The sequence below is a fragment of the bacterium genome, from assembly GCA_026398675.1.
GTDB lineage: Bacteria > RBG-13-66-14 > RBG-13-66-14 > RBG-13-66-14 > RBG-13-66-14 > RBG-13-66-14.
Genome location: JAPLSK010000167.1, coordinates 1 through 14,887 on the forward strand (window position 1 = coordinate 1; position 14,887 = coordinate 14,887).

The following is a 14,887-nucleotide window of genomic DNA, read 5'->3' on the forward strand; positions in this document are numbered from 1 at the left end:
GCGTTCGGCGACGGGCGAGTCGGGGCGGGCGAGCTCGGCCCGGATGAGGTCCCCCGTCGAGAGGTGGGTCATCCCGCGGCGCAGCTCGAGGAACTTGGCGATGGAGCCCTTGCCGGCTCCGGGCGGTCCGAAGAGTACGAGAATCAAATCCGGCTCCCGGCAATCGGTCAAAGGGCCCTTGGGCGTCTTCCCCAGGGGCCCCGTCGGTTGTTGTGCGTCCTTTGGCTTTACCGGCGGCCGCGGATGCGCCCCTTCTTCAGGAAACCGTCGTAGTGGCGCATCAGCATGTGGCTCTCGATCTGGCGTATGGTGTCCAGCGCCACGCCCACCACGATCAGAAGGCCCGTGCCGCCGAAGGTTATCGGCGACTTGAAGATGACCGCCATCACGACCGGCAAGAGGGCAATTAACGCCAGGAAGACCGAGCCGGCCAGGGTGATGCGGGTCAGGACGCGGTCTATGAAAAGCTCGGTGTTCTTCCCCGGTCGGATGCCGGGGATGAAACCGCCGTACTTCTTCATGTTGTCCGCCAGGTCCGCCGGGTTCAGGACGATGGCGGTGTAGAAGTAACTGAAGAAGATGATCATCCCCCCGTAGACAATCATGTAGAGCCAATTGCCCGGGGAGAGCCACCCGGCGAGGGTCTTCAGCCAGTCGGCGTCGGTGAACATCAGGATGGTGTTGGGGAACATGATCAGCGCGCTGGCGAAGATGATCGGGATAACGCCGGCGGTGTTGACGCGCAGGGGAATGTGGGTGGACTGCCCCCCGTAGATTTTACGCCCGACGATGCGCTTGGCGTACTGTACGCGGATTTTGCGCTGCCCCTGCTGGATCACCACGACCCCGGCCACCACGACCACCATCACAAAGAGAATCACGGCGATGTTGACCAGGTTCGTGTCGCCCGCGCCTATCTTCTCCATGGTCAGAGTCACGTCCGCCGGAATGCGGGCGATGATGCCGATGAAAATAATGAGTGACATCCCGTTACCGATACCGGCATCACCCTCCTTGGAGAGCTTCTCCAGGGCGGGCACGACCGCGGTGAGGAGCTGGATGATGATCGAGGCGGAGATGTAGGGCATGATGCCCAGGGCGAAGATGGTGGCCTTGCGGAGGTTGCCGGCGGCGAACATGTCTATGAAACCGAAGAGGCCGCCCTGGGCGTTCTGGTTGAACCAGGCGGACAGGACGCCGGCGTTGACGCCGGGTACGGGGATGTGGCCGCCCACGCGGTATACGAAGAAGATGGCGATGGTGAAGAATATGCGCTGGCGGAGTTCGGGGATGGCCAGCATGTTCCGGATGCTCTTAAACACTAGACGACCACCGCCTTCCCTCCCGCGGCCTCGATTTTCTTGGCGGCTCCTGCGCTGAACGCGTTGGCCCGCACCTCATAGGCCCCGGTCACCTCTCCGGTCCCCAGAATCTTTACCCTCTGGGCGCAGGGCGCGACGCGGCGCTTGGTCTTCAGGAAATCTATGTCCACGGTCCCGGTCGCCCCGAGGGCGTCCAGCTCGCCCACGTTCACGTGGTCGAAGCCCTTCTTCTTCTGTCCGACGCGGGACTGAAATCCTCGCTTGGGCAGCCGGCGGAAAAACGGCATCTGCCCGCCCTCGAACCCGCGGCGCACGCCGCCGCCCGAGCGCGAGTTCTGGCCGTCCATCCCCCGACCGGAATAGGTGCCGCTACCGGAACCGTTCCCCCGGCCGATCCGCCGCCGCTTTTTCATGTTTCCGGAAACCAGGTCCATGACCGCTCCCACCTCGAGGCGTCCGTCGGACACCCCACCCCTCGCCCGCACCGCCGATCTGTTCCCGCCGGGGCGGACTTCCGGGGCGTCGTTACACGTTATTATTCGACCGCCTCCACGCGGACCAGGTGCCGTACGTGGTAGATCATGCCCCGTATCTGTGGGGTGTCGTTGTGGATGACGGTGCGTCCGATGCGCCCCAGGCCGAGGGTCCGCAGGGTGACCTTTTGCCGCAGGATGTGGCCTATCTGGCTCTTGACCTGGGTTACGGAGAGCTTTAGCTTTGCTTTAGGCATCTTCGTTCTCCGCGCCGCCGGTGCTGTAACCGGTCATCTTCTCCTCCACCGGCTCGGGGGCCTTCTCGGGCTCGTCCTTGGCGAGGTGGCTGAAGGTGTAGTAACCGTGGTGCCGCATGGTCGGCCGCTTGCCGCGGCGCTTGGCCACGCTGTCAATGCTCATCAGGTTCTCGAGGGCGTCGAAGACGGCGTGCACCACGTTGTGGGGATTGTTGGTGTTGAGGGTCTTGGTGAGGATGTCGCCGATGCCGGCCACCTCGAGTATTGCGCGGACGGCGCCGCCCGCGATGACGCCGGTGCCCGGTGCGGCCGGTTTCAAGAGTACGCGGCCCGCACCCGAATGCCCCTCGATACCGTGGGTGATGGTCGAGCCAATCATGGGGACCTTGATCATGCGCTTCTTGGCGACCTCGATCCCCTTGCGCACTGCGTCCGGCACCTCGGGGGCCTTGCCCAGGCCCCAGCCCACGCGGCCCTTCTTGTCGCCCACGACGACGAGGGCGTTGAAGGCGAAGCGCCGGCCGCCCTTAACCACCTTGGCCACGCGGTTTATCGCGATGACCCGATCTTCCAGATCGCCCAGGATTTCCTCGCGCTTCATGGGTCTCCTAGAACTTGAGCCCGGCCTCGCGGGCGGCCTCGGCGAGGGCTTTGACCTTGCCGTGGAACTTGAACCCGCCGCGGTCGAAAACGACGTTCGTGATGTTTTTCCCCTTGGCCCGGTCGGCAATGAGGGCGCCCACCTTGACCGCCGTCTGACGATTCGCCGTGACGGCCGCCCCTTCGGAACGCAGGTCGAGGGTGCTGGCCGAGGCCAGGGTGTGTCCGGCCTCGTCGTCTACGAGCTGGACATAGAGGTGCCGGTTCGAGCGGAAGACCGCCATCCGCGGCCGCTCGGCCGTGCCCTGCACCCGCTTGCGAATGTGGAAGTGCCGCCGGGAACGCAGCTTCTGTTTGACTAGCATCTTCTGACTCCGGTCCTAAACCGACCTACGGGCTGAATTATTGTTGATTGTGTCCCGGCTCCCGCCGGGCTGCCTTCCAAGCGACTGAAGTCCCGGTCCGACTCACCCGACGACCCCGGCCCCCGAATTAGCGGTCCCCCACTCTACCGCCCACGTCAGACGGGGTTTAACGACCCCGGACCCGCCGGCCCACTTTCTCAAGCAGCAGAAGATCCGGCTCGCCTCACCCGACGACCCCGGCCCCCGATACAGGCCCACTTTATTTGACGTTGGCCTTGCCCGCCTTCTGGCGGACCCACTCGCCGTCGTAGCGGATGCCCTTGCCCTTGTAGGGTTCGGGCGGGCGGATGCGGCGCACCTGGGCCGCGATCTCGCCCACGAGCTGTTTGTCCGGACCGGAGATGGTGACGATGGTGAAGTCGCCCCGCTGCACGGTGGAAAAAGCGACCGTCGCCGGCGGCTCGACCGTCACCTGGTGGCTGAAGCCCACGTTGAGGACGAGGTTGTGGCCCTCGACCTTGGCCCGGTAACCCGTGCCGCGTATCTCCAGCTTCTTCTCGAAGCCCCGGGACACCCCATTGACCAGGTTGGCGATGAGGCTGCGGTTGAGGCCGTGGCGGGACTTGGCCAACTTGGTGTCGTCGGGCCGGGAGACGATGACCTTCCCCCCCTCGACCGTCGCGGTGATGGGATCGGTGAGTTCGAGGGAGAGCTCGCCCTTTGGGCCTTTGACGCTCACGCGGCGCCCGTCCACGGTGACCTGCACCTTGTCGGGTATCTCGATGGGTTTCATTCCGATGCGGCTCATGACGGCTCCTGTTTACCAGACGCGGCAGATCAGCTCTCCGCCGACCCCCTCGCGCCGCGCGGTGTAGTCGGGGAGGACCCCCTTCGAGGTGGACAGCACCGCCACCCCCAGCCCGTTCATCACGTAAGGTATCTTATCCCGCCGGACGTAGACCCTCAGACCCGGCTTGGAAATCCGCTCGAGGCCCCGGAAGGCCGGTTTCCCACCCGTGGTGTACTTGAGGTCCACCTGGATGGACCGGTGGGGGCCGCCGTCCTCCGATTCGAGGGCGTAGCCGTCGAGGTAGCCCTCCGCGATCAGGAGCTTGACGAGGGCCTCTTTGAAGTTCGAGTGACTGACGCTGACCTGTTTGTGCCCCGCGCGGGCTGCGTTGCGCACGCGGGTCAAAAGGTCGGCGACTGGATCGGTCATCACCATGAAAAACCTCTACGTGAGGGGAAATGCGTCATCCATCTCGTTGTTCCCGGTCTCCGGCATCGAAACGGCCGCGGGAGGGGGAACGCATCAATCAATCTGAGCTGATTCCGGCCTTCGAATCCTCTCCGGGTGCGCGGATCTTCGAACATGGACACTGTGGCCCATTCGCCGCGTTATGGCACCTCGCCTACCAGCTCGCCTTGGTGATCCCCGGGATCTTCCCCTCGAGGGCGAGGTTCCTGAAGCAGATGCGGCACATGTCGAAGCGGCGGTAGTAGGCGCGGGCCCGTCCGCAAAGCGGGCAGCGGTTGTAGCGCCGCACCTTGAACTTGGGCTTGCGCTTCGCCTTCTCGATCAAGCACGTCTTCGCCAACGGGTCTCCTTCTAACGGTTCGGGCGGCGGAAGGGCATCCCGAGCTCGGTAAGAAGCGCCTTCCCCTCCTCGTCCGTCCCGGCGGTGGTGCAGATTGTCACCGTGGTGCCGGCGATGGAGGCGATGTCGTCGTAGTCAATTTCCGGAAAGATGAGCTGCTCGTTGAGCCCCAGGTTGAAGTTCCCCCGGCCGTCGAATGAGCGGTCGGGCATGCCGCGGAAGTCGCGAATCTGGGGGATGGCGAAGTTGACCAGACGATCGAAGAACTCGTACATCCGGTCGCGGCGCAGCGTCACTTGGCAGCCGATGATGAAACCGGCCCGGAGCTTGAACTGGGCGATGGACTTGCGGGCCCGGGTCAGAATCGGCTTTTGGCCGCTGATCGCGGTCAGGTCGGCGACGGCGCCCTCGATGGCCTTCGGGTTGTCCTTGGCCGTCCCGATGCCGCGGTTGAGAACGATCTTATCCAGGCGCGGGATCTGCATGGGGTTGGAGTATCCGAAGCGCTTCGTGAGGGCCGCCCGGACCTTGGTATCGTAGATTTCTTTCATCCTGGGGGCCACGGATCCTCCTAGACGAACTCGGCGCCGCACCGCTTGCAGACGCGGAACCGCTTGCCGTCCACATGACTGACGCCCAGCCGGGTGGTCTTCGAGCACTTGGGGCAGACGAACATCACGTTGGAAAGCACGATGGGGGCCTCGATCTCGATGATTCCGCCCTGAACGTCCTGCTTCTTCTGGCGCTGGTGCTTCTTGGTGAAGTTGAGCCCCTGGACGATGACCTGGGTCCGCGCGAGGTTTATCTTGAGAATCTGACCCCGGTTCTTCTTCGAGGTGCGCTCGGAGCCGGAGATCACCTCCACGGTGTCCCCCTTGCGCAGTCGCGTGACGCGGGCCATCAGAGCACCTCCGGGGCCAGGGATACTATCCGGTTGAATTTCTTCTCGCGCAGCTCTCGGGCCACGGGTCCGAAGACACGGGTGGCGACGGGCTCGCCGGTCTCGTTTATCAGGACCACGGCGTTGTCGTCGAAACGGATGTAGGAGCCGTCCTTGCGGCGGATTTCCTTCCGTGTTCGCACGACGACGGCCTTTATGACCGTGCCTTTCTTGACGTTGCTCGTGGGCAGCGCCTCCTTGACCGTGACGACGATGATGTCGCCGACGGAGGCGTAGCGCCGCCGGGTGCCGCCCAAGACCTTGATGCACAAAGCCTTTTTGGCGCCCGAGTTGTCGGTGATGTTGACGACGGTTTCCTGCTGGATCATCTTCCAAACCCCCTGGCGCCGGCGGTCGGCGCGGTGCGGGGGACCGGTTCGGGGAGCCTCGCATCGTGTCCCTCATTCAGGGCGCGTATGCGTCGCAGCGGCTGTTACCGCTTCGGGCTCCGGGTTACGGACGCTCTCGCGAAAATCAAAAACCTTCTAGCCGACGGCCCGCTCGAGTATCTCCAAGACGCGCCAGTTCTTCCGCTTGGACAGCGGGCGCGTCTCCTCGATGAGGACGAGATCGCCGGCGTGGCAGGCGTTCTCCTCGTCGTGGGCCATGAACCGACTGGTGAGGGTCACGGTCTTCTTGTACAGAGGATGGGCCTGGCGGCGCTCGACGACGACCACGACGGTCTTGGCGTGCGCGTCGCCGGCGACTCTTCCCGTACGGCGTTTCCGATTGACGCCCATCGCTTAACCCCCGCTCTGGGCTGCCCTCTCGCGCTCGGCGAGAAGGGTATTGATCCGGGTGATGTCCTTGCGCACTATCTTGATGCGGCCCGGGTTCGTCAACTGCTTCATCTGGAGCTGGAAACGCAGGTTCATCAGCTCCTCGGAGAACTCCTGGTGCCGGCTTATGAGCTCGGCGTCGGTCATCTGGCGTAGTTCCTTGGCCTTCAAGACGGCTCCTTTACCTCTCCACGAAGCGTGTCCGTATGGGGAGCTTGTGCCCGGCGAGGCGCATGGCCTCGAAGGCGACTTCGTAGGGGACGCCGTCGAGCTCGAACATGATCATTCCGGGCTTGACCACGGCCACCCATCCCTCGGGCGCGCCCTTCCCCGACCCCATGCGAACTTCCTGGGGCTTCTTGGTGTAGGTCTTCTGGGGGAAGATGCGTATCCAAACCTTCCCGCCACGCTTGACGTGGCGACTGATGGCGATACGGGCGGCCTCTATCTGGTTGCCTGTAATCCAATGGGGCTCGAGGGCCATCAGCCCGTACTCCCCGAAGTTTATATTGCACCCGCGTAGGGCCTTGCCCCGCATCCGGCGTCGCTGGTGCTTGCGCCACTTGCTCCGCTTGGGGATAAGCATGGCTACTCCTTCTTCTCCCCACGTTGGGACTGGTCGGAGCCGCGGTTATCATCCCTACGCTGGGGGGGCCTGTTACGCGGTGGGCGCCGGACGTCTTCCCGGTCGCGCGTTCCTCCCGAGGGGGCGTTGACCGGCTCGCCGGTCAGGGTGTTCGAGTCGGGGAGCCGCTCGCCCCGGAAAATCCAGACCTTGACCCCGATCTTGCCGGCGGTGGTGGCGGCCTCGGTGAAGCCGTAGTCAATGTCGGCGCGCAGGGTGTGGAGCGGGACCCTTCCGGCGATGTAGCGCTCGGTGCGGCTCATCTCGGCCCCGCCCAGGCGGCCCGAGCAGATGATCTTTATCCCCTCGGCGCCGCGCCGCAGGGCCGACTCCAGCACCTTCTTCATCGCCCGTCGGAAGCCGATGCGCTTCTCGAGCTGGGAGGCCACGTTCTCGGCCACCAGCAGGGCGTTTTTCTCGGGGTCGCGCACCTCGTCAATGAGGACCTTGACCGGTTTTTTCAGCTCGGCGGCGATGTCGTCCCGGAGCTTGTTCACCTCGGAGCCCTTGCGGCCGATGATTATCCCCGGGCGGCTGCAACGGATTATCACCGTCACCATGTTGGGCAGGCGCTCGAACTCGATCGAGGAGACCCCCGCGGCGAAGAGCTTCGCTTTGAGCTTTTTGCGCAGGAGCAGGTCCTCGTGGAGCTGCTTGCTGTACTCCCGCCCCCGCGCGAACCAGCGGGATTCCCAGGGCTTGGAGTACCCGAGCCTGAAACCGATGGGGTGGGTCTTCTGTCCCATGGAGGCGCTACTCCTCTTCCTCGGTAGCCGTGGGATCGTTCAGATAAACGAAAACGCGGCTGGTCATTTTGCGGACGCGTCCGAACATGCCCTTGGCCTTGTAGCGGATGCGCTTGAGCGTGGGCCCCTGGTTGACCTGGACCTCGCCGACGACGAGGGCGTCGAGGTCGAGGACGCCGTCGAGGTCGTTGCTGGCGGCGTTGGCCAGGGCCGATTTCAGGAGCTTCCCCATGATCGGGGCGGCCCCGGAGTTCATGTGCCGGCAGAGGGCGATGGCCTCGTTGACATTGCGCCCGCGGACCACGTCGGCCACCCGGCGCAGCTTGAAGGGCGAAATCCGCACGTATCGGTTACTGGCTTTCATCGCGTACTCCCCCGCTTAAATCCGGGGTCGGGGCTCGAGAGCCGCCGTTACTTGAGGGCGGTGGACCGGGAGGATTTTCCGCCGTGGACGCGGAAGGTGCGCGTCGGCGCGAACTCGCCCAGCTTGTGGCCCACCATCTCCTCGGTAATGTATATCGGGACGTGCTTGTGACCGTTGTGAACGGCGACGGTGTGCCGGATGAACTCGGGCGGGATTGTGGAGCGCCGCGCCCAGGTCCGGAGCACCTTGTGTTCGCCCGTCGCGTTGAGCTCTTGGATTTTCGCCAAAAGCTTCGGATCCACGTACGGCCCTTTTTTGACGGATCTAGACAATCTTACTCCGCGTGTCCGTTGAACCTCTGTCGGTGGAACCTTTTTTAACCACGGATGGCCCGCCGTCCAACGACCTTTTACCCGGGCCTCCGCAACCTTTACTATCTCATCGGCGCGCTCGCCGTTGCATTACAAACCCGCCCCCTCGCGCGTCACTTAGGACCCAACCCGTTAAATGTCCCGCCCCCCTTAACCGGCCTCCGCGTTACTCGCGACTCGACCCGGTCAATGGTCCGCCCCCCTTAACCGGCCCAACCGGCCTCTAGAGCTTGACCTGGCCCTTGGCGCGTCCGCCGGCCTGCTTGCCGCGACGGCGGCCCAGGACCATGTAGCGGTTGGGACCCTTGCGGGTGCGGAAGCCCTTGGTGGGCTGGCCCCAGGGTGAGACGGGGTGCCGACCGCCGCCGGTCTTCCCCTCGCCTCCGCCGTGGGGGTGATCCACGGGGTTCATTGCGCATCCGCGGACCTTTGGCCGGCGCCCCATCCAGCGGCTTCGTCCGGCCTTGCCCAGCGAGATGCGGTTGTGCTCGGACAGGGACACGGTGCCCACGGTGGCCCGGCAGTCGAGGTGGATGAGCCGAACCTCGCCGGAGGGGAGGCGGATGTGGGCCCAGTCGCCGTCCTTGGCCGCCAAGCGGACCCAGGTTCCGGCGGAGCGGGCCAACTGGCCGCCCTTGCCGGGTTTCATCTCCACGTTGTGTACCAGGTGGCCCAGCGGCATGAAGCGGAGCTTCATCGCGTTGCCCGGCTTGACCTCGACCTCTTCGCCGGAGATGACGGTGTCGCCGACCTTGAGGCCCTTGGGCTGGATGATGTAGCTCCACTCGCCGTCGATGTACTTGAGCAGTGCCAGGTTGGCCGAGCGATTGGGGTCGTAATCTATGCTGGCCACGACGGCGGGGACGCCGTCCTTGGTGCGCTTGAAGTCCACGAGGCGAATCTGGCGCTTGTGCCCGCCGCCTCGGCGGCGCATGGTGACGTGGCCATCGTTGTTGCGGCCGCCCGAGGAGCTCTTGGCCAGCCGAAGCGATTTCGGCGAGCGCTCCTTGGAGAGGTCGGGGGTGACCAGCCGGCTCGCGTGGCGTACTCCGGCCGAAGTCGGCTTCATCTTCTTGACTGGCATCTTCGACCTCCCGGGCCGGCGTGGCTGCGGGGAGTTGGTTATTCGTGGACCCTTACTAAGGAACGGCTCGGCATTACTCGAAGGCAGTTCGATGGAGCATTCGCGGCCGACGATTGCCGGTTATTCCACCCGGTTCGCCGTAATTTACCGATTAAAAAAGGATCTCATTTTTCGCAGGCGGCGCGGCGTTTAAAAAAACTTGGAAGCCGACCCCGGTGCGCATTGACGATTACGTTCAACATCCCGAGCGTTAACGGCTGACCCGACTCCCCCCCAGGCAAACCGACTCCCCCGACCGGCCCTAGGCGCTCTCGAAGAGGGCGATGTGCTGCCCGGCGGCCAGGGTGACCACGGCCTTCTTCCACTTCGGCGTGTAGCCCACCTTCATGCGGACGGTGCGCTTCTTGCCGCGGAAGCAGGCGGTGTTGACGCGGAGGACCTTGACCTTGAAGGCCTGCTCGACGGCGCGCTTGATTTCGATTTTGTTCGCGTTCGGGACGACGACGAAGGCGTAGCGGTTCTCTTTCTCGCGCTTGATGGCGGCCTTGTCGCCGATCACGGGGCGCAGGAGGATGTCGTAGGGCTCCCTCATCTGACCCACCCCTTGATGTTCTCAGCGAGCCGGAGGGCGGCGGCCTTGGAGAAGACGAGTTTTCCGTGCCACATGACCATGTAGGCGTTGAGGTCGTCCACCCGGGTCGTGCTTGCGCCGGGGATGTTCCGGCTGGCCAGCCAGAGCCCGCGGTCGGCGTCGTCGGTGACGAAGAGCGGTTTCTGGGCGGCGTCTAGCTTTGCGAGAAGGGACGCCACCTCGCGGGTCTTGTTCTCGGCGAGGACGATCTCGTCCACGACCTTCAGGCTGCCGAGACGGTATCCGAGGGCCTCGATGAGAGCGCGGCGCTTCATCTTCGTCGGTGTGCGCTGGGTGTAATCGCGGGGCTGGGGGCCGAAGGTGATTCCGCCGCCGACCCACAGGGGGCTTCGGCGTGAGCCGTGACGTGCCCGGCCGGTCCCCTTCTGCCGCCAGGGCTTGCGTCCGCCGCCGGCGACCATGCCGCGGGTTTTGGTGGCGGCGGTTCCGCTGCGCCGGTTCGCCATGTACGCCCGCACCACGTTGGAGACGGTGACGGTGACCTCGTCGAGCGCTTCCACGGGGAGCTTGATCTCGCCCACCTTGGAGCCTTCGCGGTTGAGGACGTCAACGGTAACCATGGTATCCCCTTACTCGCCCTTCGCGTCGCCTCTGCGGCCGACGCGGACGACTATCCGGCCGCCCTTGGGTCCGGGGACGGCGCCCCGGACGTAGAGGAGGTTGTTCTCGGCGTCCAGGCGGACGACGGAGAGGTTGAGCACGGTGAAGCGGTCGTTGCCGTAGTGGCCCGGCATGCGCTTGCCCTTCACGACTCTTCCCGGGAAGGCGCAGGCTCCGATGGAGCCGGGCGCGCGGTGGAACTTGGCGCCGTGTGTGGCGGGCCCGCCGCTGAAACCGTGCCGCTTGATGCAGCCGGCGAAGCCGCGGCCCTTGGTCACCCCGCGCACGTCCACCGACCGGATTTCTGCGAAAGCCGTGACGCCCAACACGTCGCCTATCTTGTGCTCGTCGCCCGGATCGCAGGACACCTCGGCCATCCAGCGGGTCGGAGTGAGGCCGTTCTTGGCGAACTGACCGGCGCGCGGCTTGGAGACCCGGGCCGGGGCGACCTCGCCGAATCCGATCTGCAGGGCCTCGTAGCCGTTCGCGGCGGCGGTGCGCAACCCCGCGATGGTGCAGGGGCCGACCTCGAGGACGGTGACCGGGACCACCCGGTCCTCGTCGAACACCTGGGTCATGCCCAGCTTTCGGCCTAGAAGCTCTCTAACCACGTTCCACCTCGCTTGCGCCCTAGAGTTTGATGTCCACGTCCACCCCGGCGGGGAGGTCGAGGCGCATCAGGGCGTCGGTGGTGTCACCCGTAGGGTTCAGGATGTCCAGCATCCGCTTGTGGATGCGCATCTCGAACTGCTCGCGTGACTTCTTGTCTATGAACGGCGAGCGGTTGACGGTGAAGCGGTGGATGCGCGTCGGCAGAGGCACCGGCCCCACCACAATAGCTCCGGTTGAACGCACGGTTTCGACGATGCGCGCCACCGAGCGGTCCAGAAGCCGGTGATCATACGCCCGCAGGCGAATGCGTATCTTGTCGCTCTTGGCCATAACACTCTAATCCTTCGGGGTCCGGGCCTCTGTAAAGAACCCGGCGAATCCGAAACCGTTTCCCTATCCGGGGCTCCAAACGGTGCCCGGCGAGTCCGAAACCGTTTCCCTGTCCGACCTTCCGGGGTCCGGGCCTCAATAAGGAGCCTGGCGAGTCCGAAACCGTCCCTCTGTCCGGGGTTCCCTAAAGTACGGCTAATCCGAAACCGTTTCCCTGTCCGACCTTACGGGTTCCGGCTTCTATTCAAACCCAGCGAATCCGTAACTGCCCTTCTATCCGGATACTCCGAAACAGCCCCCCGACCAGTCAGCCGACTTTACTTGAGGATATCGGTGACGACGCCGGCGCCGACGGTGCGGCCGCCCTCGCGGATGGCGAAGCGCAGTTCCTTCTCCATGGCGATGGGGGTGATGAGCTCCACGGTCATCCTCACCGTGTCGCCGGGCATGACCATCTCGGCGTCCTGGAGCTCGGCGATGTTGCCGGTGACGTCGGTGGTGCGGAAGAAGAACTGGGGCCGGTATCCAGGGAAGAAGGGTGTGTGTCGGCCGCCTTCTTCCTTGGTCAGGATGTACACCTGGGAGGTGAACCTCGTGTGCGGTGTGATGGAGCCCGGAGCGGCCAGCACCATTCCGCGCTGGATGTCCTTGCGCTCGGTGCCGCGCAGGAGGCATCCCACGTTGTCGCCGGCCTGGCCCTGATCCAGGAGCTTGCGGAACATCTCGACGCCGGTGACGGTGGTGGATTCGATCTTGTCGCGCATGCCCACGATGTCCACCTTGTCGCCGACCTTGATGATTCCGCGGTCTATGCGGCCGGTGCTGACGGTCCCGCGCCCGGTGATGGTGAAGACGTCCTCGATGGGCATCAGGAATGGCCTGTCGGTGGCGCGCTCGGGCAGCGGGATGTAGTTGTCCAGGGCGTCGAGGAGCTCGAAGATGCATTTGATGTCGGGATCGTTCTTGTCGCCGGTGCCCTTCTCCAGGGCCTTGAGGGCGGACCCTTTGATGAAGGGGACTTCGTTGCCGGGGTACTCGTACTGGGTCAGCAGATCCCGGCACTCCATCTCGACCAGCTCCAGGAGCTCGGGGTCGTCGAGCATGTCGGTTTTGTTCAGGAAGACGATGATGTAGGGCACGCCGACCTGCCGGGCCAGGAGGATGTGCTCTCGGGTCTGTGGCATGGGCCCGTCGGCGGCGGAGACGACGAGGATGGCCCCGTCCATCTGGGCGGCGCCGGTGACCATGTTCTTGACGTAGTCGGCGTGGCCCGGGCAGTCCACGTGCGCGTAGTGCCGCTTCTCGGACTGGTACTCCACGTGGGCGGTATTGATGGTGATGCCGCGCTCCCGCTCTTCCGGGGCCTTGTCGATCTCGTCGAAGCTGACGTAGGTGGCCAGGTTGTGGTGCGACAAGTTCAGCGTAATGGCCGCCGTGAGGGTCGTCTTGCCGTGATCCACGTGACCGATGGTGCCCACGTTGATGTGGGGCTTGGTGCGCTGGAATTTTTCCTTAGCCATCTTGGCCTCCTAATCAAACGGCTGGAGAGCCAGTGTGACGTAAAGTCAACGTTAAAAAGAGCTCTGGAACCTTGAACGGTTGAAGTCTTCAAGCCGCGCCGCGGGCATGAACGGCCTTTTGCGCGGGGGCGGTGCAATATAACACATCTCGGCGCGGATTACCAGCCTGACGGTACGTTTTTTTCCTCCCCCGACTTGGGGGCGGGAACGGCGGCGATTGACGGACGATTACGAGACAACGCAAGACTCTCAATTTCAAGTGATTCGGTCACCACCACCGGGCGGTCGAATCCTCGGGCACCGGCGCGTAGCGCTCGAACTGCATGTGGTAAGAGGCACGACCCTGGGTCAACGAGCGCACCGCCGTCGAGTAGCCGAACATGGCCGATAGCGGCACCCGGGCGTCCGCCACCTGGGAACCGGCCAGGATCCGGGTCTCGGTTATCTGCCCCCGGCGGGTGGAGAGGTCCTTGAGCACGTTGCCCAGGAACTCCTCGGGGCAGGTGACCTCGAGGCTCATCACCGGCTCCAGGACGAGGGGTCCGGCTTTGGCGCATGCCAGGTGGAATGCGCGGAAGGCGGCCGCTCGAAAAACATCGGAGGAGGAGAGCGCCTCGTCAAACCCCGCGTCCACCAGACGGCTCCGCACGTCCACCATGGGGTACCCGGCCACGACGCCCACCTGCATCCCCTGGCGGCAGCCCTCCTCGATGGCCTCGTGGTAAGGCTTCGGCAGCCCATCCACCCATCCGGAGAAGGAGAATCCCTCCCCGTGGCCCGCAGGCTCCACGGCGATGCGGACCTTCGCGTACTGCCCCTTGCCGACGAGCTGGCGGTCCAGGATGAACTCGTCCTCGCCGGGACCGGAAACGGACTCCCGGAAGGCAATCTGGGGCTCGCCCACCCGGCAGCGGACGCCGAATTCCCGCTGGAGCCGGTCCACGATTATCTCCAGGTGGAGCTCCCCCATGCCGGAGATGATGCGCTGGCCGGTCTCGGCGTCCTCGGCCACGGTGAATGTGGGGTCGTCCTCGGCCAGGCTCTCCAGGCCGTCGGCGAGCTTCTTCTCGTCGGCGGTGGAGCCGGGCTCGATGGCCACCCGCATGACCGGCTCGGGGAACTCTATGGTCCCCAGGGCGATGGGGTGGTCTCGGTCGCAGAGGGTGTCACCGGTGCGGCAGCCCTTTAAACCGACGGCGGCGCCGATTTCCCCGGGGCCCAGTTCCGCGATGTCGGTCTTCCGGTTGGCGTGCATCTCCAGGAGGCGTCCCACGCGAACCCCGCGCCCGGTGTGGCTGTTCAAGAGCGAGTCTTTGACCTTCAGCGTCCCCGAGTAGGTGCGGAAAAAGGTCAGCTTTCCGAAGAAGGTGTCGGCGGCCGTCTTGAAGACGTAGGCCGTCAGTGGCGCGTTGGGGTCCGGCTTGCGCTCTTCCTCCCGCTCCGTTTTGGGATTGATCCCCTTCACGGCGCCGCGGTCGAGGGGGCTGGGGAGGAAGTCCACCACGGCGTCGAGGACCGGCTGGACGCCCTTGTTTTTCAGGGCGCTCACGGCCAGCACGGGCTGGATTTCCCCGGCCAGAGTCCCGCGGCGCAGGCCGGCGCGGATATCATCGGGGGTTATCTCCCCGCCGTCGAGGTACTTCTGCATG

At 64.7% G+C, this 14,887-nt stretch carries 24 protein-coding genes and 1 pseudogene; all 25 read right to left on the reverse strand.

The features are described 5' to 3' along the window. Nucleotides 1–147 (reverse strand): nucleoside monophosphate kinase (locus NTW26_05105; GenBank protein MCX7021644.1); only part of this gene is annotated, 147 nt, incomplete at its 3' end. 80 nt (nucleotides 148–227) lie between these two features. After that, complete coding sequence (locus NTW26_05110; protein MCX7021645.1) at nucleotides 228–1,322, reverse strand: preprotein translocase subunit SecY; 1,095 nt, start codon at nucleotides 1,320–1,322, stop codon at nucleotides 228–230. Beyond that, nucleotides 1,322–1,756: a 50S ribosomal protein L15 gene (gene rplO / locus NTW26_05115; GenBank protein MCX7021646.1), complete on the reverse strand. Its 435-nt coding sequence runs from the start codon at nucleotides 1,754–1,756 to the stop codon at nucleotides 1,322–1,324. Before rplO ends, NTW26_05110 begins: the two co-directional genes overlap by 1 nt. Nucleotides 1,757–1,857: 101 nt before the next feature. After that, the gene (gene rpmD, locus NTW26_05120; GenBank protein ID MCX7021647.1) at nucleotides 1,858–2,052 is read right to left on the reverse strand and encodes a 50S ribosomal protein L30; all 195 of its coding nucleotides are present in this window, start codon (nucleotides 2,050–2,052) and stop codon (nucleotides 1,858–1,860) included. A 127-nt stretch (nucleotides 2,053–2,179) separates the two neighbouring features. Further along, nucleotides 2,180–2,653: pseudogene (gene rpsE, locus NTW26_05125) on the reverse strand (30S ribosomal protein S5). Between the two features lie 7 nt (nucleotides 2,654–2,660). Continuing rightward, nucleotides 2,661–3,017, reverse strand: a complete 357-nt coding sequence (rplR, locus tag NTW26_05130; GenBank protein MCX7021648.1) for a 50S ribosomal protein L18 — start codon at nucleotides 3,015–3,017, stop codon at nucleotides 2,661–2,663. 259 nt (nucleotides 3,018–3,276) lie between these two features. After that, complete coding sequence (gene rplF / locus NTW26_05135) at nucleotides 3,277–3,825, reverse strand: 50S ribosomal protein L6 (protein ID MCX7021649.1); 549 nt, start codon at nucleotides 3,823–3,825, stop codon at nucleotides 3,277–3,279. 12 nt (nucleotides 3,826–3,837) lie between these two features. Then, nucleotides 3,838–4,239 (reverse strand): 30S ribosomal protein S8, encoded by a 402-nt coding sequence (gene rpsH / locus NTW26_05140; protein ID MCX7021650.1) that lies wholly within the window; start codon nucleotides 4,237–4,239, stop codon nucleotides 3,838–3,840. 190 nt (nucleotides 4,240–4,429) lie between these two features. After that, entirely contained in the window at nucleotides 4,430–4,615 is a 186-nt protein-coding gene (locus tag NTW26_05145; protein ID MCX7021651.1) for a type Z 30S ribosomal protein S14, read from the reverse strand. An 11-nt stretch (nucleotides 4,616–4,626) separates the two neighbouring features. After that, nucleotides 4,627–5,166: a 50S ribosomal protein L5 gene (gene rplE / locus NTW26_05150; protein MCX7021652.1), complete on the reverse strand. Its 540-nt coding sequence runs from the start codon at nucleotides 5,164–5,166 to the stop codon at nucleotides 4,627–4,629. 20 nt (nucleotides 5,167–5,186) lie between these two features. After that, on the reverse strand, nucleotides 5,187–5,516 hold the full coding sequence (gene rplX / locus NTW26_05155) for a 50S ribosomal protein L24 (GenBank protein MCX7021653.1): 330 nt from the start codon (nucleotides 5,514–5,516) through the stop codon (nucleotides 5,187–5,189). Beyond that, the gene (gene rplN / locus NTW26_05160) at nucleotides 5,516–5,884 is read right to left on the reverse strand and encodes a 50S ribosomal protein L14 (GenBank protein ID MCX7021654.1); all 369 of its coding nucleotides are present in this window, start codon (nucleotides 5,882–5,884) and stop codon (nucleotides 5,516–5,518) included. Before rplN ends, rplX begins: the two co-directional genes overlap by 1 nt. 156 nt (nucleotides 5,885–6,040) lie before the next feature. After that, a complete protein-coding gene (gene rpsQ, locus NTW26_05165; GenBank protein MCX7021655.1) occupies nucleotides 6,041–6,295 on the reverse strand; it encodes a 30S ribosomal protein S17 in 255 nt (84 codons plus the stop codon). Between the two features lie 3 nt (nucleotides 6,296–6,298). Further along, nucleotides 6,299–6,505, reverse strand: coding sequence for a 50S ribosomal protein L29 (rpmC, locus tag NTW26_05170; protein MCX7021656.1), 207 nt, complete (start codon nucleotides 6,503–6,505; stop codon nucleotides 6,299–6,301). A 10-nt stretch (nucleotides 6,506–6,515) separates the two neighbouring features. Then, nucleotides 6,516–6,920 carry a 50S ribosomal protein L16 gene (rplP, locus tag NTW26_05175; protein MCX7021657.1) on the reverse strand — a complete coding sequence of 135 codons (405 nt, stop codon included), beginning with the start codon at nucleotides 6,918–6,920 and terminating at the stop codon, nucleotides 6,516–6,518. Nucleotides 6,921–6,922: 2 nt separating this feature from the next. Continuing rightward, nucleotides 6,923–7,705 carry a 30S ribosomal protein S3 gene (gene rpsC / locus NTW26_05180; GenBank protein MCX7021658.1) on the reverse strand — a complete coding sequence of 261 codons (783 nt, stop codon included), beginning with the start codon at nucleotides 7,703–7,705 and terminating at the stop codon, nucleotides 6,923–6,925. Nucleotides 7,706–7,712: 7 nt separating this feature from the next. After that, nucleotides 7,713–8,069, reverse strand: coding sequence for a 50S ribosomal protein L22 (gene rplV / locus NTW26_05185; GenBank protein ID MCX7021659.1), 357 nt, complete (start codon nucleotides 8,067–8,069; stop codon nucleotides 7,713–7,715). A gap of 47 nt (nucleotides 8,070–8,116) precedes the next feature. Further along, the gene (gene rpsS, locus NTW26_05190; protein MCX7021660.1) at nucleotides 8,117–8,401 is read right to left on the reverse strand and encodes a 30S ribosomal protein S19; all 285 of its coding nucleotides are present in this window, start codon (nucleotides 8,399–8,401) and stop codon (nucleotides 8,117–8,119) included. Between the two features lie 262 nt (nucleotides 8,402–8,663). Continuing rightward, nucleotides 8,664–9,524 (reverse strand): 50S ribosomal protein L2, encoded by an 861-nt coding sequence (gene rplB / locus NTW26_05195; protein ID MCX7021661.1) that lies wholly within the window; start codon nucleotides 9,522–9,524, stop codon nucleotides 8,664–8,666. Nucleotides 9,525–9,825: 301 nt separating this feature from the next. Then, a complete protein-coding gene (locus NTW26_05200) occupies nucleotides 9,826–10,116 on the reverse strand; it encodes a 50S ribosomal protein L23 (protein MCX7021662.1) in 291 nt (96 codons plus the stop codon). Continuing rightward, nucleotides 10,113–10,736 (reverse strand): 50S ribosomal protein L4, encoded by a 624-nt coding sequence (rplD, locus tag NTW26_05205; GenBank protein MCX7021663.1) that lies wholly within the window; start codon nucleotides 10,734–10,736, stop codon nucleotides 10,113–10,115. The genes NTW26_05200 and rplD overlap by 4 nt, the downstream gene beginning before the upstream one ends. A gap of 9 nt (nucleotides 10,737–10,745) precedes the next feature. Beyond that, nucleotides 10,746–11,387: a 50S ribosomal protein L3 gene (gene rplC, locus NTW26_05210; GenBank protein ID MCX7021664.1), complete on the reverse strand. Its 642-nt coding sequence runs from the start codon at nucleotides 11,385–11,387 to the stop codon at nucleotides 10,746–10,748. Nucleotides 11,388–11,406: 19 nt separating this feature from the next. Beyond that, nucleotides 11,407–11,718: a 30S ribosomal protein S10 gene (gene rpsJ / locus NTW26_05215; GenBank protein MCX7021665.1), complete on the reverse strand. Its 312-nt coding sequence runs from the start codon at nucleotides 11,716–11,718 to the stop codon at nucleotides 11,407–11,409. Between the two features lie 317 nt (nucleotides 11,719–12,035). Next, entirely contained in the window at nucleotides 12,036–13,238 is a 1,203-nt protein-coding gene (tuf, locus tag NTW26_05220; protein MCX7021666.1) for an elongation factor Tu, read from the reverse strand. 268 nt (nucleotides 13,239–13,506) lie between these two features. Next, the coding region (locus NTW26_05225; GenBank protein ID MCX7021667.1) for an EF-Tu/IF-2/RF-3 family GTPase at nucleotides 13,507–14,887 on the reverse strand (1,381 nt) is incomplete at its 5' end.